The 17281-nt window shown below is 54.8% G+C and carries 30 protein-coding genes; 1 reads left to right on the top strand and 29 read right to left on the bottom strand.

Annotated features, from left to right (window positions below):
- Positions 1–13: 13 nt before the first annotated feature.
- The 25 genes from rpsK to rpsJ all read right to left on the bottom strand — a co-directional run bounded on the left by rpsK (position 14) and on the right by rpsJ (position 11962).
- On the bottom strand, positions 14–403 hold the full coding sequence (gene rpsK / locus LC059_RS00930; RefSeq protein WP_043320820.1) for a 30S ribosomal protein S11: 390 nt from the start codon (positions 401–403) through the stop codon (positions 14–16).
- A gap of 49 nt (positions 404–452) precedes the next feature.
- Positions 453–809, bottom strand: coding sequence for a 30S ribosomal protein S13 (gene rpsM, locus LC059_RS00925; protein WP_010133823.1), 357 nt, complete (start codon positions 807–809; stop codon positions 453–455).
- A gap of 398 nt (positions 810–1207) precedes the next feature.
- Positions 1208–1324 carry a 50S ribosomal protein L36 gene (rpmJ, locus tag LC059_RS00920; protein ID WP_010133825.1) on the bottom strand — a complete coding sequence of 39 codons (117 nt, stop codon included), beginning with the start codon at positions 1322–1324 and terminating at the stop codon, positions 1208–1210.
- Between the two features lie 39 nt (positions 1325–1363).
- Positions 1364–2710, bottom strand: coding sequence for a preprotein translocase subunit SecY (secY, locus tag LC059_RS00915; RefSeq protein ID WP_226701960.1), 1347 nt, complete (start codon positions 2708–2710; stop codon positions 1364–1366).
- 12 nt (positions 2711–2722) lie between these two features.
- Positions 2723–3157: a 50S ribosomal protein L15 gene (rplO, locus tag LC059_RS00910; protein WP_226701959.1), complete on the bottom strand. Its 435-nt coding sequence runs from the start codon at positions 3155–3157 to the stop codon at positions 2723–2725.
- 1 nt (position 3158) lies between these two features.
- Complete coding sequence (gene rpmD, locus LC059_RS00905) at positions 3159–3344, bottom strand: 50S ribosomal protein L30 (protein WP_010133829.1); 186 nt, start codon at positions 3342–3344, stop codon at positions 3159–3161.
- A 66-nt stretch (positions 3345–3410) separates the two neighbouring features.
- On the bottom strand, positions 3411–3920 hold the full coding sequence (gene rpsE / locus LC059_RS00900; protein WP_078084432.1) for a 30S ribosomal protein S5: 510 nt from the start codon (positions 3918–3920) through the stop codon (positions 3411–3413).
- Between the two features lie 10 nt (positions 3921–3930).
- Entirely contained in the window at positions 3931–4281 is a 351-nt protein-coding gene (gene rplR / locus LC059_RS00895; protein ID WP_161859410.1) for a 50S ribosomal protein L18, read from the bottom strand.
- Positions 4282–4290: 9 nt separating this feature from the next.
- On the bottom strand, positions 4291–4824 hold the full coding sequence (gene rplF / locus LC059_RS00890; protein WP_226701958.1) for a 50S ribosomal protein L6: 534 nt from the start codon (positions 4822–4824) through the stop codon (positions 4291–4293).
- A 12-nt stretch (positions 4825–4836) separates the two neighbouring features.
- Positions 4837–5229 (bottom strand): 30S ribosomal protein S8, encoded by a 393-nt coding sequence (rpsH, locus tag LC059_RS00885; protein ID WP_207000506.1) that lies wholly within the window; start codon positions 5227–5229, stop codon positions 4837–4839.
- Between the two features lie 27 nt (positions 5230–5256).
- Positions 5257–5562 carry a 30S ribosomal protein S14 gene (gene rpsN, locus LC059_RS00880; protein WP_207000505.1) on the bottom strand — a complete coding sequence of 102 codons (306 nt, stop codon included), beginning with the start codon at positions 5560–5562 and terminating at the stop codon, positions 5257–5259.
- 9 nt (positions 5563–5571) lie between these two features.
- A complete protein-coding gene (rplE, locus tag LC059_RS00875) occupies positions 5572–6111 on the bottom strand; it encodes a 50S ribosomal protein L5 (protein ID WP_226701957.1) in 540 nt (179 codons plus the stop codon).
- Positions 6112–6125: 14 nt separating this feature from the next.
- Positions 6126–6443 (bottom strand): 50S ribosomal protein L24, encoded by a 318-nt coding sequence (rplX, locus tag LC059_RS00870; RefSeq protein WP_226701956.1) that lies wholly within the window; start codon positions 6441–6443, stop codon positions 6126–6128.
- Positions 6444–6463: 20 nt separating this feature from the next.
- On the bottom strand, positions 6464–6832 hold the full coding sequence (gene rplN, locus LC059_RS00865) for a 50S ribosomal protein L14 (RefSeq protein ID WP_226701955.1): 369 nt from the start codon (positions 6830–6832) through the stop codon (positions 6464–6466).
- Between the two features lie 49 nt (positions 6833–6881).
- Entirely contained in the window at positions 6882–7145 is a 264-nt protein-coding gene (gene rpsQ / locus LC059_RS00860; protein ID WP_010133838.1) for a 30S ribosomal protein S17, read from the bottom strand.
- Positions 7146–7147: 2 nt separating this feature from the next.
- The gene (gene rpmC, locus LC059_RS00855; RefSeq protein ID WP_043320803.1) at positions 7148–7339 is read right to left on the bottom strand and encodes a 50S ribosomal protein L29; all 192 of its coding nucleotides are present in this window, start codon (positions 7337–7339) and stop codon (positions 7148–7150) included.
- Positions 7339–7752 carry a 50S ribosomal protein L16 gene (gene rplP / locus LC059_RS00850; RefSeq protein WP_067087034.1) on the bottom strand — a complete coding sequence of 138 codons (414 nt, stop codon included), beginning with the start codon at positions 7750–7752 and terminating at the stop codon, positions 7339–7341. Before rplP ends, rpmC begins: the two co-directional genes overlap by 1 nt.
- 11 nt (positions 7753–7763) lie before the next feature.
- A complete protein-coding gene (rpsC, locus tag LC059_RS00845) occupies positions 7764–8444 on the bottom strand; it encodes a 30S ribosomal protein S3 (RefSeq protein ID WP_066967195.1) in 681 nt (226 codons plus the stop codon).
- 19 nt (positions 8445–8463) lie between these two features.
- Positions 8464–8796 carry a 50S ribosomal protein L22 gene (gene rplV / locus LC059_RS00840; RefSeq protein ID WP_010133843.1) on the bottom strand — a complete coding sequence of 111 codons (333 nt, stop codon included), beginning with the start codon at positions 8794–8796 and terminating at the stop codon, positions 8464–8466.
- Between the two features lie 15 nt (positions 8797–8811).
- A complete protein-coding gene (gene rpsS, locus LC059_RS00835) occupies positions 8812–9090 on the bottom strand; it encodes a 30S ribosomal protein S19 (RefSeq protein ID WP_010133844.1) in 279 nt (92 codons plus the stop codon).
- Between the two features lie 37 nt (positions 9091–9127).
- Positions 9128–9952: a 50S ribosomal protein L2 gene (gene rplB / locus LC059_RS00830; protein WP_226701954.1), complete on the bottom strand. Its 825-nt coding sequence runs from the start codon at positions 9950–9952 to the stop codon at positions 9128–9130.
- A gap of 17 nt (positions 9953–9969) precedes the next feature.
- Entirely contained in the window at positions 9970–10275 is a 306-nt protein-coding gene (gene rplW / locus LC059_RS00825; RefSeq protein WP_066967201.1) for a 50S ribosomal protein L23, read from the bottom strand.
- Positions 10272–10886, bottom strand: a complete 615-nt coding sequence (gene rplD, locus LC059_RS00820) for a 50S ribosomal protein L4 (RefSeq protein ID WP_226701953.1) — start codon at positions 10884–10886, stop codon at positions 10272–10274. Before rplD ends, rplW begins: the two co-directional genes overlap by 4 nt.
- Before the next feature lie 18 nt (positions 10887–10904).
- Positions 10905–11540, bottom strand: a complete 636-nt coding sequence (gene rplC / locus LC059_RS00815; RefSeq protein ID WP_226701952.1) for a 50S ribosomal protein L3 — start codon at positions 11538–11540, stop codon at positions 10905–10907.
- Between the two features lie 110 nt (positions 11541–11650).
- Entirely contained in the window at positions 11651–11962 is a 312-nt protein-coding gene (rpsJ, locus tag LC059_RS00810) for a 30S ribosomal protein S10 (RefSeq protein ID WP_066967210.1), read from the bottom strand.
- Between the two features lie 201 nt (positions 11963–12163).
- On the opposite strand from rpsJ, the gene LC059_RS00805 reads away from it, so the two are divergent.
- On the top strand, positions 12164–12640 hold the full coding sequence (locus LC059_RS00805; RefSeq protein ID WP_226701951.1) for an aminoacyl-tRNA deacylase: 477 nt from the start codon (positions 12164–12166) through the stop codon (positions 12638–12640).
- 83 nt (positions 12641–12723) lie between these two features.
- Here LC059_RS00805 and tuf read toward each other — a convergent pair whose 3' ends face one another.
- The 4 genes from tuf to rpsL all read right to left on the bottom strand — a co-directional run bounded on the left by tuf (position 12724) and on the right by rpsL (position 17176).
- Positions 12724–13947: an elongation factor Tu gene (gene tuf, locus LC059_RS00800; protein WP_226701950.1), complete on the bottom strand. Its 1224-nt coding sequence runs from the start codon at positions 13945–13947 to the stop codon at positions 12724–12726.
- A 34-nt stretch (positions 13948–13981) separates the two neighbouring features.
- The gene (gene fusA, locus LC059_RS00795; protein WP_226701949.1) at positions 13982–16090 is read right to left on the bottom strand and encodes an elongation factor G; all 2109 of its coding nucleotides are present in this window, start codon (positions 16088–16090) and stop codon (positions 13982–13984) included.
- Positions 16091–16202: 112 nt separating this feature from the next.
- Positions 16203–16673, bottom strand: a complete 471-nt coding sequence (gene rpsG / locus LC059_RS00790; protein ID WP_010130334.1) for a 30S ribosomal protein S7 — start codon at positions 16671–16673, stop codon at positions 16203–16205.
- A 128-nt stretch (positions 16674–16801) separates the two neighbouring features.
- Positions 16802–17176, bottom strand: a complete 375-nt coding sequence (gene rpsL / locus LC059_RS00785) for a 30S ribosomal protein S12 (protein WP_066967222.1) — start codon at positions 17174–17176, stop codon at positions 16802–16804.
- Positions 17177–17281: the final 105 nt, after the last annotated feature.

Below are 17281 nucleotides of genomic sequence, written 5' to 3'. Positions count from 1 at the left end.
CGTCAACCCCCTCTTACACGCGACGTTTCTTGGGCGGACGACAACCGTTATGCGGGATCGGCGTCACGTCGGTGATGTTGGTGATCTTGTAGCCGCAGTTGTTCAGGGCGCGAACGGCAGATTCACGACCCGGGCCGGGGCCCTTAACTTCGACATCAAGGTTTTTCAGGCCGTACTCCTGAGCGGCAGTACCTGCGCGCTCAGCGGCAACCTGGGCTGCGAAAGGCGTGCTCTTACGAGAGCCGCGGAAACCGGAGCCACCAGCGGTAGCCCAGCTCAGAGTATTGCCCTGACGGTCAGTGATCGTCACGATCGTGTTGTTGAACGATGCGTGGATGTGGGCAACACCGTCGACAACGGTCTTTTTGACCTTTTTGCGAACAGTAGTTTTTGGCTTAGCCATACCTGTATCCTAAATCCTGTACTTGTGAAGACTTGCGCGACGTAAGTAATTACTTACGGATCGGCTTGCGCGGACCCTTACGGGTACGGGCGTTAGTCTTGGTGCGCTGACCGCGAAGCGGCAGGCTGCGACGGTGACGCAGACCGCGGAAGCAACCCAGGTCCATCAGACGTTTGATGTTCATGGATACTTCACGACGCAGATCACCTTCAACGGTCAGTTTTGCAACTTCACCGCGGATGGTTTCAATCTGGTCTTCGGACAGATCACGAAGTTTGGTGGATTCAGCGATACCTACCGCTGCCAGAATAGACTTGGCCGTAGTGCGTCCGACACCATAGATATGGGTCAGGGAGATCACGGCGTGCTTGTGGTCTGGTACGTTTACACCAGCAATACGTGCCATAGAGGCATACTCCACGTATTGTGAACCAGCGCTACTTTGGTGATGGCGCGGTTCAATTCTCAATTCGGCGCTGACAGCGAATAAAAAGCCACCAGCACCACCAAAAAGGCGCGCAAGAATAGCTTTTCAAACACCAAATTGCAATAGCCCGCCTCTCCCAAGGCCGAAACCCAGGGTAAAACGGACGACAGTCAACGCCCCCTTTTGAAACTTTGAGCCATGCGAAATCATGACTCTTCAGTTTCGCCGCACACCATAAGGTTTGCGGAGCGCCTTTTTACACGGGGCTGTGCAAAGAGGCAAATCTTTTCACTTTCATTTGGTATTCAGACCATTCCATGATTCGAACACCTGACCCACCCTCCCTGGCGAGTCACCAATCGACGCAATAGCGTCGATTAGCCCTGCCGCTGCTTGTGACGCGGCTCGGCGCTGCAGATTACCCGCAGAACGCCTTTGCGACGTACGATTTTGCAGTTACGGCAGATCTTTTTTACAGAAGCGCGTACTTTCATGACCTTACCTCAATTCAATCCTGCTGCTGTGGTTGCCGATCAACGGCGGCCGTAGCTTTGCAGATTTGCCTTTTTCATCAACCCTTCGTACTGGTGGGACAACAGGTGCGACTGCACTTGCGCCATGAAGTCCATCACCACGACCACAACGATCAGCAGTGAAGTACCCCCCAGGTAGAAGGGAATGTTCAGCCCGACCACCAGGAACTGCGGCAGCAGGGATACCAATGCGATGTAACAGGCACCCACCAGAGTCAGACGAGTCAGAACGCTGTCGATATAACGCGCGGTCTGCTCACCGGGGCGGATACCGGGCACATAGGCACCGGATTTTTTCAGGTTGTCTGCGACTTCGTTGGGGTTGAACATCAACGCCGTATAGAAGAAGCAGAAGAAGCCAATCAACAGTGCGAACAGAATAATGTTCAGCGGCTGACCGGGGCCCAGCTGGAGCGCCATCCACTGCAGGATCTGCGCACCGACACCTTCACCACCCTGACCGAACCACTGCGCCAGAGTCGCAGGGAACAGCAGGATACTGCTGGCAAAGATCACCGGAATAACACCGGCCATGTTGACCTTCAGCGGCAGATGGCTGGACTGTGCGGCCGGCGCCTGCGAGTAGCGACCCGCCTGGCGACGCGCGTGGTTAATGGTGATACGGCGTTGACCGCGCTCCATAACCACTACGAAATACACAACAGCAATCGCCACGAAGCCAATCGCCAGCAACATCAGGATATGCAGCTCACCCTGACGCGCCTGTTCGAACGCCTGGCCAATAGCACTGGGCAGCCCGGCAACGATACCGGCGAAGATCAGCATGGAAATACCATTGCCGACACCACGCTCGGTGATCTGCTCTCCAAGCCACATCATGAACACCGCACCGGTCACCAGTGACACTACAGCCACAAAGTAGAAGCCGAATGCAGGCTCTGCGGAATACGCGAGATTCTGACCGGCGAGACCGAAGGTCATACCGATGCCCTGGATCAGTGCCAGCAACACCGTCAGATATCGGGTGTACTGATTGATCTTGCGACGCCCAGCATCACCTTCCTTCTTCAACGCCTCCAATGAAGGCGTCACCGCGGTCATCAACTGCATGATGATGGACGCGGAGATGTAAGGCATGATACCGAGGGCCAGAATACTCATCCGCTCCAGTGCGCCACCGGAGAACATGTTAAACAGGCCAAGGATGGTTCCCTGGTTCTGATTAAACAGGTTTGCCAGCTTTTCCGGATCAATACCGGGCACCGGAATATGAGTCCCTATGCGATATACAAGAATCGCGAGAAACAGAAAACGAAGGCGAGCCCAAAGCTCGCCTAATCCCTTGCCGTTACCCAGGGAGTTAACACCAGATCCTGGTCGTGCCATTGGGGCCTCGATTTAGTCTTCTACTTTTCCGCCAGCAGCTTCGATGGCTGCTTTAGCACCTTTGGTAACGCCCAGACCTTTAACGGTAACCGCTTTGGTCAGCTCACCGGAAAGGAACACTTTGGCGCGCTTAATGTGGCCGCCGATAATATCGGCATTTTTCAGCGCTGCCAAATCAATAGTGTCACCTTCTACCTTGGCCAGCTCCGCCAGACGCACTTCCGCAACAAAGCGGCCAACGCGAGAGGTGAAACCGTACTTCGGCAGGCGCTTCTGCAAAGGCATCTGACCGCCTTCGAAGCCCGGACGAACACTACCACCGGAACGGGACTTTTGACCCTTGTGACCACGGCCACCGGTTTTACCCAGACCGCTACCGATGCCGCGACCAACGCGCTTGGCGCTGTGCTTGTGACCCTCAGCGGGAGACAGTTCATTCAAACGCATGTTACGCCTCCTCCACTTTTACGAGGTAGTTCACTTTGTTGATCATGCCGCGCACAGAGGGAGTGTCTTCCACTTCCACAGTGTGACCAATGCGGCGCAGACCCAGTCCAGCAACACATGCCTGATGGTTTTTCAGGCGACCGTTGATGCTTTTAACCTGGGTTACTTTGATGGTCTTTTTAGCCATGACTCATTCACTCAAAGCAAGTTCAGAGTGGGCCGCAGCGACAGAGCTGCTGCGACCCAAACCGAATCAGTTCAGGATTTCTTCCACAGACTTGCCACGCTTGGCGGCTACGTCTTCCGGGCTGCTCATTTTGCCCAGCGCACTGAAGGTAGCGCGAACGACGTTTACCGGATTGGTAGAGCCGTAGCACTTAGCCAGTACGTTGTGGACGCCAGCCATTTCCAGTACGGAGCGCATGGCACCGCCGGCAATTACACCGGTACCCTGGGAAGCGGGCTGCATGTATACCTTGGAACCGCCGTGGCGACCGTTGGTAGCGTACTGAATGGTGTCACCGTTCAGGTCTACCTGGATCATGTTGCGACGCGCAGCTTCCATTGCCTTCTGGATGGCAACCGGCACTTCACGCGCTTTACCACGACCGAAGCCAACGCGACCATTGCCGTCGCCAACTACGGTCAGAGCGGTGAACGCGAAAATACGACCACCTTTTACGGTTTTGGCAACGCGATTGACCTGTACCAGTTTTTCCTGGAGGCCTTCGTCGTTGCTCTTCTCGACTTTATCTCTAGCCATAACTCAACCCTTAGAATTTCAGACCGGCTTCACGGGCAGCGTCTGCCAGGGCCTTAACACGGCCGTGGTATTTGAAACCGCTGCGATCGAAGGCTACCGCTTCAACGCCGGCGGCCTTGGCACGCTCAGCGATCAGGGTGCCAACAGCTTTTGCAGCGTCGACGTTACCGGTTTTGCTTTCACGCAGGTCCTTGTCCAGAGTAGAGGCAGCGGCCAATACCTTGTCGCCATCGGCAGACAGGATCTGTGCGTAAATGTGGCGGGGAGTGCGGTTCACTGTCAGGCGAACGGCGCCCAGCTCACGGAACTTGGCGCGGGCACGACGTGCACGACGCAAGCGAGATTGCTTCTTAACGTTCATATCTATGCCTTACTTCTTCTTGGCCTCTTTGCGATACACGCGCTCTTCGGCGTAGCGGACACCCTTACCTTTGTAGGGCTCCGGCGGACGGAATGCGCGGATCTCAGCGGCCACTTGACCTAACAGCTGCTTATCGCTGCTCTTCAGTACGATTTCAGTCTGGCTCGGGGTTTCAGCAGTCACACCTTCCGGCAGTGCGTAATCTACCGGGTGAGAGAAACCGAGAGTCAGGTTAACGGTCTTACCAGATGCTTTCGCACGGTAACCTACACCGTTCAGCTGAAGTTTCTTTTCGAAACCCTGACTGACACCGACCACCATATTGTTAACCAGCGCACGGGTGGTGCCAGCGAGGGCACGCGCCTGCTTGGAACCATTGCGTGCAGCAAAGGTCAGCTGGTTTTCTTCCTGCTTAACTTCCACGTCGGAGTGGATGTTGAAGTTCAGGTTGCCATTACCACCTTTAACAGCGATGTCCTGACCTTTCAGGTCAACGGAAACGCCAGCGGGGATACTTACGGGACTATTTGCTACTCGAGACATATTAACCCCCGCTTAGAATACGGTGCAGAGCACTTCGCCGCCGACACCAGCCTGACGGGCCGCGCGATCAGTCATCACACCACGAGAGGTGGAGACGATAGCGATGCCCAGGCCGCCGCGAACGGATGGCAATGCTTTCTTACCTGCGTAGTTACGCAGGCCTGGACGGGAAACCCGATCCAGCTCAGCAATTACCGGCTTGCCCTGGAAGTATTTCAGTTCGATAGTCAGCTCAGGCTTGGCACCTTCGCTAACCGCTACACCAGTAACGTAACCTTCGTCTTTCAGTACGTTGGCTACGGCTACTTTCAGTTTGGAAGAAGGCATAGAAACACTGCCCTTACCGCGGCCCAGGGCGTTGCGGATGCGGGTCAGCATATCTGCCAACGGATCTTGCATACTCATTACTTAAGACTCCTCAAGTCTGCCGTATTACCAGCTGGACTTAACCAGGCCGGGGACATCACCACGCATGGCTGCTTCACGCAGTTTGTTACGGCACAGGCCGAATTTGCGGTAGACAGCGTGGGGGCGACCAGTGATACGACAGCGACGTTGCTGACGTACCGGGCTTGCATCGCGCGGCAGTTGTTGCAGCTTGAGTTGAGCCTCCCAACGCTCCTCTTCAGAAGCGTTGGCACTGGCGATGATCGCCTTCAGCTCTTGACGCTTTTCAGCGTACTTAGCTGCGGTTCGAGCGCGCTTGTTCTCACGCGCAATCATGGATTTCTTCGCCATGGAATCCTCTTAACCCTTGAAAGGGAAGTTGAATGCTTTCAGCAGTGCGCGACCTTGTTCGTCGTTAGCTGCTGTAGTAGTGATACAAATATCCAGACCGCGGATCTTGTCTACTTTGTCGTAGTCAATTTCCGGGAAGATAATTTGTTCTGTTACACCCATCGAGAAGTTACCACGACCGTCGAACTGCTTCGGGCTAATGCCACGGAAGTCGCGGATACGCGGGATCGCGATGCCTACCAGACGCTCCAGGAACTCATACATGCGCTCACCGCGCAGAGTTACCTTACAGCCGATCGGCCAGCCATCACGGATCTTGAAGCCCGCAATAGACTTGCGCGCTTTGGTCACGATGGGTTTTTGACCAGTGATCGCAGTCATGTCACTGACTGCGTGTTCCAGTACCTTCTTGTCACCAATGGCTTCACCAACACCCATGTTGATGGTGATCTTGGTGATGCGCGGCACGGACATTACGTTCTCAAGTCCCAGCTCTTCTTTCAGCTTGGACGCGAGTTCTTTGGTATAGAGCTCTTTAAGCCTTGCCATGTTTTCCACCTGACTTATGAGTCAACGGCTTCGCCGCTGGATTTGAAGACGCGGATCTTAGTGCCATCTTCCAATACTTTGAAGCCTACCCGGTCAGCTTTTTGAGTGCTCGGGTTGAAGATGGCCACGTTGGAAGACTGAATAGCAGCTTCTTTCTCAACAATGCCACCGGCAACACCCATCTGGGGGTTCGGCTTTTGGTGTTTCTTGATCATCTGAACACCGGATACGATCAGACGGCCATCGTTCAGCACCTTACGTACGGTGCCACGCTTGCCTTTGTCGCGACCGGCGATAACGATCACTTCGTCGTCACGCTTGATCTTGCGCATAACTCTTCTCCGCTCGTGGCTTAGATAACTTCGGGAGCCAGTGAGATGATCTTCATGAACTTCTCACCGCGCAGCTCGCGAGTTACCGGGCCAAAAATACGGGTGCCGACCGGAGCCAGGTTCTGGTTCAGCAACACCGCTGCGTTATCGTCAAACTTGATCAGGGAGCCGTCGGGGCGACGCACACCTTTCTTGGTGCGAACCACAACCGCGTTCATCACCTGACCCTTTTTCACTTTACCGCGAGGAATTGCTTCCTTAACGGTTACCTTGATGATGTCGCCAACGCCAGCGTAGCGACGGTGGGAGCCGCCCAGCACCTTGATGCACATGACACGGCGAGCCCCACTGTTATCGGCTACTTCTAAGTAGGATTCTGCTTGAATCATTGTTCCTCTCCGAAAACCTGTTTAGGTCTTCACAGTCAATGGGCCAGGATTAAACCTTCGCCGCACGCTCTACAATAGTCTGCAAGGACCAGGACTTACTCTTGGACAGCGGACGAGATTCCTCAATGGTTACGACATCACCGATGCCGCACTCATTGTTTTCGTCGTGTGCCTTGAGCTTGGTGGACTTGCTCACGATTTTGCCGTAGATCGGGTGCTTAACACGGCGCTCGATCAAAACGGTGATGGTTTTATCCATCTTGTCACTCACGACCTTACCGGTCAGAGTACGCTTCAGTTTTGCTTCAGCCATGATTAATTACCTGCCTTCTCGGTCAACACAGTCTTAATGCGAGCAATGTCGCGACGAGTCTGCTTCAGCAGATGAGTCTGAGTCAGCTGACCGGTGGATTTCTGCATGCGCAGCTTGAACTGTGCTTCAAGTTGGCTCAGCAGTTCCTGGTTCAGCTCCTCAACTGACTTTGAGCGTAGATCTGCAGTCTTCATTACATCACCGAACGCTTAACGAAAGTTGTCTTTACAGGCAGCTTGGCTGCGGCGAGCTCGAAAGCTTCGCGAGCCAGATCTTCGGATACGCCTTCCATTTCATAGAGGACTTTACCCGGCTGGATCTGAGCTACCCAGTATTCTACGTTACCCTTACCTTTACCCATTCGAACTTCGAGGGGCTTACTGGAAATGGGCTTGTCCGGAAACACACGAATCCAGATCTTACCGCCACGTTTAACGTGACGAGTCATTGCGCGACGAGCCGCTTCGATCTGACGCGCAGTAATGCGTCCACGACCGATGGCCTTGAGGCCGAACTCGCCAAAGCTCACTTTAGAGCCGCGCTGGGAAAGACCGCGGTTGCGACCCTTCTGTACCTTGCGGAATTTTGTACGCTTCGGTTGTAGCATCTGCGCACCCCTTATTTAGCAGCTTTCTTGCGAGTCTTCGCTGGCTTTTCTTCGGGGATTTCGTCACCGATGACTTCGCCTTTGAAGATCCAAACTTTCACACCGATGATGCCGTAGGTAGTACTGGCTTCATAAGTGCCGTAGTCGATGTTTGCACGCAGAGTGTGCAGCGGCACACGGCCTTCACGGTACCATTCGGTACGGGCAATCTCGGCACCGCCAAGACGACCACTAACCTGAATCTTGATACCTTCCGCGCCCTGGCGCATGGCGTTCTGTACGGCGCGCTTCATAGCACGACGGAACATAACGCGACGCTCCAGCTGCTGAGCAACGTTCTGGGCTACCAGAGTGGCATCCAGATCAGGCTTGCGTACTTCTTCGATGTCAATGTGCACGGGCACACCCATCTGGGAAGTCAGCTCGTTGCGCAGACGCTCTACGTCTTCACCTTTTTTACCGATCACGATGCCCGGACGCGCAGTGTGAATGGTCACACGAGCGGTGTTTGCCGGACGCTCAATCTCGATACGGCTCACAGAAGCGTGGGCCAGTTTCTTGCGAATGTATTCGCGAACTTTCAGATCCGTGTACAGCTTGTCTGCGTACTCGTCGCTGCCGGCATACCAAACAGAGGTATGCTTTTTAACGATACCCAGACGAATGCCGGTAGGATGTACTTTTTGTCCCATGGTTTTCTCGCCTGCTCTCTTATTTCTCGGCTACTTTCACAGTGATGTGACAAGTACGCTTAAGAATACGATCAGCACGACCCTTGGCGCGCGGCTTAATGCGCTTCATGGTCATACCCTCATCCACGAAGATGGTGGAAACCTTCAGCTCGTCCACGTCAGCACCTTCGTTGTGCTCGGCGTTGGCGATGGCAGATTCCAGAATCTTCTTAACGATCGCAGCACCCTTCTTGTGGCTGAAAGCCAGGATATCCAGGGCTTCCTCGACACCTTTGCCGCGAATCTGATCAGCTACCAGACGCGCCTTTTGTGCCGACAGACGAGCACCGCGTAATTTTGCTTGTACTTCCATCTTAATTACCTCGGCTTAGCGCTTCTTCGCTTTCTTATCCGCGGCGTGGCCACGGTAAGTGCGGGTAGCAGCGAATTCGCCCAGCTTGTGACCAACCATTTCTTCGTTGACCAATACGGGCACGTGTTGACGACCGTTGTGAACGGCAATCGTCAGGCCCACCATTTCCGGCATAACCATGGAACGGCGGGACCAGGTTTTAATCGGTCGACGATCATTTTTTTCAATCGCCGCCTCCACCTTCTTGATCAGATGAAGATCAATAAAGGGACCTTTCTTTAATGAGCGTGGCACTGTCGATTCCTCTCTAGCAGCTCAGACATCGCGCGGCTTATTTGCCGCGACGACGTACAATCATGTTGTCGGTGCGCTTGTTCTTACGCGTTTTCTTACCCTTGGTCGGAACACCCCAAGGCGTCACAGGGTGACGACCACCAGAGGTACGACCTTCACCACCACCGTGCGGGTGGTCTACCGGGTTCATCGCCACACCGCGAACGGTAGGACGAACACCGCGCCAGCGTTTGGCACCTGCTTTACCCAGCTTGCGCAGGCTGTGCTCGGAGTTGCTCACTTCACCCAGGGTGGCGCGGCACTCAGACAGAACTTTACGCATTTCGCCAGAACGCAGACGGATAGTCGCGTACTGACCTTCACGAGCAACCAGCTGTACAGAGGCACCGGCAGAGCGGGCCAGCTGAGCGCCTTTACCAGGCTTCAACTCGATACCATGAATCACGGAACCAACCGGGATGTTGCGCAGCGGCAAAGTGTTACCCACTTTGATCGGCGCAGCGTCGCCAGACTGGATCTTGTCGCCAGCTTTCAGGTGCTTCGGCGCAATAATGTAGCGACGCTCACCATCGGCGTAACAAACCAGCGCGATGTGTGCACTGCGGTTCGGATCGTACTCCAGACGCTCAACGGTGGCAGGAATGCCATCCTTGTTGCGCTTGAAGTCCACCACGCGGTAGTGATGCTTGTGACCACCACCGATATGACGGGTGGTAATGCGACCGTTGTTGTTACGACCACCGGACTTGGATTTCTTCTCAACCAGCGGAGCGTAAGGCGCACCTTTGTGCAGGTCGGAATTAACAACCTTTACCAGGTGACGACGGCCGGCAGAGGTCGGTTTAGTTTTTACAATAGCCATTGCAACTTTCCCCTTACTTAGGCCGTAACGTCGGCAGTTTCGAAGTTAATGTCGCTGCCTTCGGCCAGACGAACGTAGGCTTTCTTCCAATCATTGCGCACGCCCATGCCGTAGCGGGTGCGCTTGGTTTTGCCTTTAACGTTCACGGTGCGAACCTGCTCAACAGAAACATTGAACAGCTTTTCTACCGCGGCCTTGATTTCGGCTTTGGAAGCGTCGGTGGTTACCTTGAACACTACCTGGTTGGCGGCATCCGCCAGCACAGCAGCTTTCTCGGAAATTACCGGGCCCAGCAGTACTTTGTAGATTCGCTCTTGGTTCATCCCAGCACCTCATCAATTTTCTTCAGTGCAGAAACGGTAACCACGACCTTGTCAAAACGAATCAGACTTACCGGGTCGATAGCCTGCACGTCGCGAACATCGATCTTGTGCAGGTTGCGCGCGGCCAGGTAGAGGTTTTCATTTACCTCTTCGGTCACGATCAACGCTTCGGACAGATCGTACTGTGCCAGCTTGGTTACCAGCTGCTTGGTCTTCGGCGCATCAACGTCGAAGGACTCAACCACAACCAGACGCTCCTGGCGAGCAAGCTCGGAGAGAATGCAGCGCAGTGCAGCGCGGTACATTTTCTTGTTCAGCTTGACGCTGTGATCACGCGGCTCAGCGGCGAAGGTTACGCCACCGGAACGCCACAGCGGGCTACGGATGGTACCAGCGCGTGCGCGACCGGTGCCCTTCTGGCGCCACGGCTTTTTGCCGCCGCCGGAAACCGCGGAGCGGTTTTTCTGAGCCTTGGTACCCTGACGAGCGCCAGCCATATAGGCGACGACTGCCTGGTGCACCAGGTCCTGATTGAATTCACGACCGAAAGTCACTTCAGAAACTGCAACAGTGCCTTTAGCGCCTTCGGGAGTAGCGATATTCAGTTCCATATCTATTTCCCCTCAGACTTAGGCTTTAACTGCCGGACGAACGATAACGTTACCGCCGGGCGCGCCAGGTACGGCACCCTTAACCAGCAGCAGGTTACGTTCAGCGTCCACTCGAACAACTTCCAGGTTCTGCGTGGTAACACGCTCAGCACCCATGTGACCGGCCATTTTCTTGCCTTTCCACACGCGGCCAGGAGTCTGGCACTGACCGATAGAACCGGGGGCGCGGTGAGACAAGGAGTTACCGTGGGTAGCGTCTTGCATACGGAAGTTCCAGCGCTTAATACCGCCCTGAAATCCTTTACCTTTGGAAGTGCCGGTTACGTCGATCTTCTGGCCAGCTTCAAAGCTTGCAACAGTGATCTCAGAACCGATTTCGAAGGACTCTTCAGAACCGTCAGTACGCAGTTCGAAAAGAGCAGTGCCAGCCTCTGTATTGGCTTTGGCGAAGTGGCCCGCTTGGGGCTTGGAGACACGGGAAGCCTTACGAGCACCCACAGTAACCTGTACTGCGGAGTAGCCGTCAGTTTCCTGAGTTTTCACCTGAGTGACGCGATTCGGAGCTACCTCGATAACAGTTACCGGGATAGACGCGCCATCTTCAGTGAAGATGCGAGTCATGCCGCTTTTGCGGCCGACAATACCTATAGTCATCTTTTCAACCTCTCAGTGCACGGGGCTTTAACCCACTGCGGCCGCCCAATTTCAGAGCGTTACACTACCCGAACCTTTTTCGCTCGGGATTCGGTAGTTAATTAAAAGTGTTAGCCGAGACTAATCTGAACCTCAACACCGGCCGCCAGATCGAGCTTCATCAGCGCGTCAACGGTCTTCTCGGTAGGCTCAACAATGTCCAGCAAACGCTTGTGAGTACGAATTTCGTACTGGTCGCGCGCGTCTTTGTTGACGTGCGGAGAAATCAGCACGGTGTACTTCTCTTTACGAGTCGGCAGCGGGATAGGACCGCGTACTTGCGCGCCAGTGCGCTTGGCCGTCTCAACAATCTCCTGGGTAGACGTGTCGATCAGCTTGTGATCGAACGCCTTCAGGCGAATTCGAATGCGTTGACCCTGCATGGAATCAAACTCCAATTAAATCTAAAGAACGTCCTCTTACGCAGCCCCGAGGGCGGGCGAAAAGGAGCGCGAAGTCTACGGGTGATTTTTTGGCCTGTCAACTCCCGGACCAGAACAATCTTGGTGAGACTGTGCGAACGCTGGCGGCGGGAAACTAAACTTAAAGTAAGGCAGAAATGCGCCACACAGGAGGGACAGCTCATGACCATGGCACCCACTGTCAGTCGATACCTCAATGACCATTCGGTTCACTACCGAGTAATTCCCCATGAGCACAGCGCAACCAGCCGGGAAAGCGCTCACAAGGCCGATGTTCGCGAAGATCGCGTTGCCAAGGCAGTCCTGCTTAAGGATGAGCGGGGCATGGTAATGGTGATCATTCCTTCGAGCAGCAACTTGGACATGCGCGCAGTTCGCGACGAAACCGGACGCAATCACCTTGAAATGGTGAGCGAGTCAGAGTTCGGCAATATCTTCAGCGACTGCGAGCTCGGCGCCCTTCCTCCGCTCGGACAGGCTTACGGCATGACGACGCTGGTGGATACCGGACTGGATAGTCGCGACACTATCTATCTCGAATCGGGCGACCATGAATCCCTGATCGCGCTGGACGGAAAGGATTTCGACCGCCTCATGGCATCCAGTCGCCACTGCAATCTGAGCAAGGACTGGTGGTAAAGCTCATGTACGAACACCCACAAATAAAAAAGGCCGCAGTGTAAACACTGCAGCCTTTTCGTGCTTAAAACCAGGACTAAAGATTAGTCGAGGATTTTAGCTACAACACCAGCACCAACGGTACGGCCACCTTCGCGGATTGCGAAACGCAGACCTTCTTCCATGGCGATCGGCGCAATCAGCTCAACTTTCATCTGAATGTTGTCGCCCGGCATTACCATTTCGGTGCCTTCCGGCAGCTCAACCGCACCAGTTACGTCGGTGGTACGGAAGTAGAACTGCGGACGGTAGCCTTTGAAGAACGGAGTGTGACGGCCACCTTCGTCCTTGGACAGGATGTACACCTCACCTTCGAACTTGGTGTGCGGGGTGATGGAGCCCGGCTTGGCCAGTACCTGACCACGCTCAACTTCGTCACGCTTGGTGCCACGCAGCAGCGCGCCAATGTTCTCACCAGCACGGCCTTCGTCCAGCAGCTTGCGGAACATTTCAACACCGGTACAGGTGGTCTTGGTGGTCTCTTTGATACCAACGATTTCGATCTCGTCGCCAGTATTGATGATGCCACGCTCAACACGACCGGTAACAACGGTACCACGGCCAGAGATGGAGAATACGTCTTCGATCGGCATCAGGAACGGCTGGTCAATAGCGCGCTCCGGCTCCGGGATGTACGCGTCCAGGGTTTCTACCAGCTTCTTAACAGCGGTAGTACCCAGCTCGTCGCCATCTTCACCGTTCAGTGCCATCAGGGCAGAACCGGCAATGATCGGAGTGTCGTCACCCGGGAATTCGTACTGGTCCAGCAGCTCGCGCAGCTCCATTTCAACCAGTTCCATCATCTCGGCGTATTCTTCAGAACCAACACCACCACAGTCTTCTGCCAGCAGGTCAGCCTTGTTCAGGAATACAACGATGTACGGTACACCAACCTGACGGGACAGCAGGATGTGCTCGCGAGTCTGCGGCATCGGGCCGTCAGTTGCGCCACATACCAGGATAGCGCCGTCCATCTGAGCAGCACCGGTGATCATGTTTTTCACGTAGTCGGCGTGTCCCGGGCAGTCAACGTGCGCGTAGTGACGGGTCGGGGACTCGTATTCAACGTGAGAGGTGGCGATGGTGATACCACGCTCACGCTCTTCCGGTGCATTGTCGATACCGTCGAAGGCAACGGCAGCGCCGCCCCAAACTTCGGAACATACGCGGGTCAGCGCAGCAGTCAGGGTGGTTTTACCGTGGTCAACGTGACCGATGGTGCCCACGTTTACGTGGGGCTTGGAACGTTCAAACTTTTCTTTTCCCATTTTCAATGTCCTCTAGCAAAAAGAAGTTAGGAAATTAACCTTTGTTTTTCGCGATGATTTCGTCAGCGACGTTTTTCGGCGCTTCAGCGTACTTCAGGAATTCCATGGTGTAGGTTGCACGGCCCTGGGTAGCGGAGCGCAGGTCGGTGGCGTAACCGAACATTTCGGCCAGCGGCACTTCTGCGTTCACAACTTTACCGGAGGCGCTGTCTTCCATACCCTGGATCAGACCGCGACGACGGTTCAGGTCACCAACAACGTCACCCATGTTCTCTTCCGGGGTAACCACTTCAACCTTCATCATCGGCTCAAGCAGTACCGCACCACCAACCTGGGCCAGCTTCTTGGTCGCCATGGAGCCGGCGATCTTGAACGCCATCTCGTTGGAGTCCACATCGTGGAAAGAGCCGTCGTACAGGGTAGCTTTCAGGCCCAGCAGCGGGTAGCCAGCCAGAACACCGTTCTGCATCTGTTCTTCGATACCTTTCTGTACCGCCGGGATGTATTCCTTCGGAACCACACCACCCACGATCGCGTTTTCGAATTCCAGACCTTCCTGGGACTCGTCTTCCGCCGGCTCGAATTTCACCCAAACGTGACCGTACTGACCGCGACCACCGGACTGACGAACGAACTTGCCTTCGATCTCAGAGGTGTTGCGGATAGTTTCACGATAGGCCACCTGCGGCTTACCGATGTTGGCTTCCACGTTGAATTCGCGACGCATACGGTCAACGATGATGTCCAGGTGCAGCTCACCCATACCGGAGATGATGGTCTGGCCAGTCTCTTCGTCGGTCTTAACGCGGAAAGACGGGTCTTCCTGAGCCAGCTTGCCCAGAGCGATACCCATTTTTTCCTGGTCCGGCTTGGACTTAGGCTCTACCGCAACGGAGATTACCGGCTCCGGGAACTCCATACGCTCGAGGACGATCTTGGCGTCTTCAGCACACAGGGTGTCACCAGTGGTCACATCTTTCAGGCCGATGGCCGCTGCGATGTCACCTGCCAGTACTTCTTTGATCTCTTTACGGTCGTTGGAGTGCATCTGCACCATACGACCGACACGCTCTTTCTTCTCCTTAACGGAGTTGTATACCGCGGTGCCGCTTTCCAGCTTACCGGAGTAAACACGGAAGAAGGTCAGAGTACCAACGAAGGGGTCGGTCGCGATTTTGAAAGCCAGTGCGGCGAACGGCGCGTCGTCGTTCGCTTCACGGGTTTCAACGGTCTCGGCCTTGTCCAGCAGAGTACCTTCAATCGCTTTAACCTGGTTCGGCGCCGGCAGGTATTCGATTACCGCGTCCAGCATGGCCTGTACGCCCTTGTTCTTGAACGCAGAGCCGCCCAGAACCGGAACGATTTCGTTGGCCAGGGTGCGCTGACGGATAGCTGACTTGATTTCTTCTTCGGTCAGTTCACCTTCTTCCAGGTATTTTTCCATCAGCTCTTCGGTCGCTTCCGCAGCCGCTTCCACCAGGAATTCGCGCATTTCTTCGCACTCGTCCTGCATGTCGGCCGGGATGTCGGCGTAGTCGAAAGTCATACCCATGTCTTCTTCGTTCCACAGGATGGCTTTCATTTTCACCAGGTCGACAACGCCCTTGAACTCGTCTTCCGCGCCAATGGTCATCTGCAGCGGTACTGCAGTGGCGTTCAGACGGGTTTTCAGCTGGCCTACTACCTTGCGGAAGTCTGCACCGGCGCGGTCCATCTTGTTCACGAAGACCATACGCGGTACTTCGTACTTGTTGGCCTGACGCCAAACGGTTTCGGTCTGCGGCTGCACACCGGAAGAGCCACACAGCACAACAACGGCGCCGTCCAGTACACGCAGGGAACGCTCCACCTCAATGGTGAAGTCAACGTGTCCAGGGGTGTCGATGATGTTTACGCGGTGCTGCGGAAACTGCTGCTGCATACCAGCCCAGAAACAGGTAGTCGCTGCAGAGGTGATGGTGATACCACGCTCCTGCTCCTGCTCCATCCAGTCCATGGTGGCTGCGCCTTCGTGCACCTCACCAATTTTGTGGGACAGACCGGTGTAGAACAGTACGCGCTCGGTAGTCGTGGTTTTACCGGCGTCTACGTGGGCGCAGATACCGATATTGCGATAGCGTTCGATAGGCGTTTTACGTGCCACAGTTGTATCCTCGATATAACGGCAAAAGGCAGCGCGGAGTTTTACCTTCCTTGCTGCCTTTCGATTTTATTTTCCGATGGAAATAATCATCAGACTTAGAAGCGTCACTATCTTAGAAACGATAGTGGGAGAACGCTTTGTTGGCTTCCGCCATACGATGCACGTCTTCACGCTTCTTGACCGCGCCGCCCTTGTTCTGGGAAGCATCGATCATTTCATTGGCCAGGCGCTGGGCCATGGACTTCTCACCGCGCTTACGGGAGAAATCTACCAGCCAGCGCATTGCCAGCGCGGTACGACGTGCGGGACGCACTTCTACCGGCACCTGGTAGGTAGCACCACCAACACGACGGGACTTTACTTCCACCATCGGGGCGATGTTTTCCAGGGACTCTTCGAAAATTTCAATCGGATCTTTGTTCAGCTTTTCTGAAACCAGATCCAGCGCACCGTAAACGATGCTCTCTGCCACGGACTTCTTACCAGAGATCATGACATGGTTCATGAACTTGGCCAGAGTCACGTTCCCGAACTTGGGATCGGGCAGCACTTCGCGCTTGGCGACTACTCGTCTTCTTGGCATGGGATTGCCTCTCTTCAGGGTTACTCTGAGACGCCGCCGTACTAACTACAACTAGCAACTACAAATCGGCGAGCTCAGCCTTACTCCGGTTATTCGTTAAACCGAAACGCAATGTTGTCTTAAGGGGATTAGGCCTTAGGACGCTTGGCGCCGTACTTGGAACGGCCCTGCTTGCGATCGTTTACGCCGGCACAGTCAAGTGCACCGCGTACAGTGTGGTAGCGCACACCCGGCAGGTCTTTTACACGACCGCCGCGAATCAGCACCACGCTGTGCTCCTGCAGGTTGTGGCCTTCACCACCGATGTACGAAGTTACTTCGTAACCGTTGGTCAGGCGCACACGACAAACTTTACGCAGTGCGGAGTTCGGCTTCTTCGGTGTAGTGGTATACACACGAGTACAAACTCCACGGCGCTGCGGGCTAGCTTGCAGTGCAGGCACGTCGCTTTTTTCAACTTTGCGTTTTCTCGGCTTACGAACCAACTGGTTGATCGTTGCCATTAAAAATCACTCCAAAAATAAAACGCCCCCACCATGAACAGCAGTGAGGGCCTATCGTCAGTGCGCGATAGTCCGCTGAACCCAAGGGTCACCCCAAGGTTCGCC

This window comes from Microbulbifer elongatus (assembly GCF_020524885.1).
Taxonomy (GTDB): domain Bacteria; phylum Pseudomonadota; class Gammaproteobacteria; order Pseudomonadales; family Cellvibrionaceae; genus Microbulbifer; species Microbulbifer elongatus_A.
Note: the sequence above shows the minus strand (reverse complement) of the source record. Positions and strands in the feature narration are given on the sequence as shown.

What these genes read in the sequence shown, in the direction of transcription:
- rpsK (WP_043320820.1), bottom strand. Translation starts at nt 403, where the DNA reads ATGGCTAAGCCAAAAACTACTGTTCGCAAAAAGGTCAAAAAGACCGTT.
- rpsM (WP_010133823.1), bottom strand. Translation starts at nt 809, where the DNA reads ATGGCACGTATTGCTGGTGTAAACGTACCAGACCACAAGCACGCCGTG.
- rpmJ (WP_010133825.1), bottom strand. Translation starts at nt 1,324, where the DNA reads ATGAAAGTACGCGCTTCTGTAAAAAAGATCTGCCGTAACTGCAAAATC.
- secY (WP_226701960.1), bottom strand. Translation starts at nt 2,710, where the DNA reads ATGGCACGACCAGGATCTGGTGTTAACTCCCTGGGTAACGGCAAGGGA.
- rplO (WP_226701959.1), bottom strand. Translation starts at nt 3,157, where the DNA reads ATGCGTTTGAATGAACTGTCTCCCGCTGAGGGTCACAAGCACAGCGCC.
- rpmD (WP_010133829.1), bottom strand. Translation starts at nt 3,344, where the DNA reads ATGGCTAAAAAGACCATCAAAGTAACCCAGGTTAAAAGCATCAACGGT.
- rpsE (WP_078084432.1), bottom strand. Translation starts at nt 3,920, where the DNA reads ATGGCTAGAGATAAAGTCGAGAAGAGCAACGACGAAGGCCTCCAGGAA.
- rplR (WP_161859410.1), bottom strand. Translation starts at nt 4,281, where the DNA reads ATGAACGTTAAGAAGCAATCTCGCTTGCGTCGTGCACGTCGTGCCCGC.
- rplF (WP_226701958.1), bottom strand. Translation starts at nt 4,824, where the DNA reads ATGTCTCGAGTAGCAAATAGTCCCGTAAGTATCCCCGCTGGCGTTTCC.
- rpsH (WP_207000506.1), bottom strand. Translation starts at nt 5,229, where the DNA reads ATGAGTATGCAAGATCCGTTGGCAGATATGCTGACCCGCATCCGCAAC.
- rpsN (WP_207000505.1), bottom strand. Translation starts at nt 5,562, where the DNA reads ATGGCGAAGAAATCCATGATTGCGCGTGAGAACAAGCGCGCTCGAACC.
- rplE (WP_226701957.1), bottom strand. Translation starts at nt 6,111, where the DNA reads ATGGCAAGGCTTAAAGAGCTCTATACCAAAGAACTCGCGTCCAAGCTG.
- rplX (WP_226701956.1), bottom strand. Translation starts at nt 6,443, where the DNA reads ATGCGCAAGATCAAGCGTGACGACGAAGTGATCGTTATCGCCGGTCGC.
- rplN (WP_226701955.1), bottom strand. Translation starts at nt 6,832, where the DNA reads ATGATTCAAGCAGAATCCTACTTAGAAGTAGCCGATAACAGTGGGGCT.
- rpsQ (WP_010133838.1), bottom strand. Translation starts at nt 7,145, where the DNA reads ATGGCTGAAGCAAAACTGAAGCGTACTCTGACCGGTAAGGTCGTGAGT.
- rpmC (WP_043320803.1), bottom strand. Translation starts at nt 7,339, where the DNA reads ATGAAGACTGCAGATCTACGCTCAAAGTCAGTTGAGGAGCTGAACCAG.
- rplP (WP_067087034.1), bottom strand. Translation starts at nt 7,752, where the DNA reads ATGCTACAACCGAAGCGTACAAAATTCCGCAAGGTACAGAAGGGTCGC.
- rpsC (WP_066967195.1), bottom strand. Translation starts at nt 8,444, where the DNA reads ATGGGACAAAAAGTACATCCTACCGGCATTCGTCTGGGTATCGTTAAA.
- rplV (WP_010133843.1), bottom strand. Translation starts at nt 8,796, where the DNA reads ATGGAAGTACAAGCAAAATTACGCGGTGCTCGTCTGTCGGCACAAAAG.
- rplB (WP_226701954.1), bottom strand. Translation starts at nt 9,952, where the DNA reads ATGGCTATTGTAAAAACTAAACCGACCTCTGCCGGCCGTCGTCACCTG.
- rplW (WP_066967201.1), bottom strand. Translation starts at nt 10,275, where the DNA reads ATGAACCAAGAGCGAATCTACAAAGTACTGCTGGGCCCGGTAATTTCC.
- rplD (WP_226701953.1), bottom strand. Translation starts at nt 10,886, where the DNA reads ATGGAACTGAATATCGCTACTCCCGAAGGCGCTAAAGGCACTGTTGCA.
- rplC (WP_226701952.1), bottom strand. Translation starts at nt 11,540, where the DNA reads ATGACTATAGGTATTGTCGGCCGCAAAAGCGGCATGACTCGCATCTTC.
- rpsJ (WP_066967210.1), bottom strand. Translation starts at nt 11,962, where the DNA reads ATGCAGGGTCAACGCATTCGAATTCGCCTGAAGGCGTTCGATCACAAG.
- LC059_RS00805 (WP_226701951.1), top strand. Translation starts at nt 12,164, where the DNA reads ATGACCATGGCACCCACTGTCAGTCGATACCTCAATGACCATTCGGTT.
- tuf (WP_226701950.1), bottom strand. Translation starts at nt 13,947, where the DNA reads ATGGGAAAAGAAAAGTTTGAACGTTCCAAGCCCCACGTAAACGTGGGC.
- rpsG (WP_010130334.1), bottom strand. Translation starts at nt 16,673, where the DNA reads ATGCCAAGAAGACGAGTAGTCGCCAAGCGCGAAGTGCTGCCCGATCCC.
- rpsL (WP_066967222.1), bottom strand. Translation starts at nt 17,176, where the DNA reads ATGGCAACGATCAACCAGTTGGTTCGTAAGCCGAGAAAACGCAAAGTT.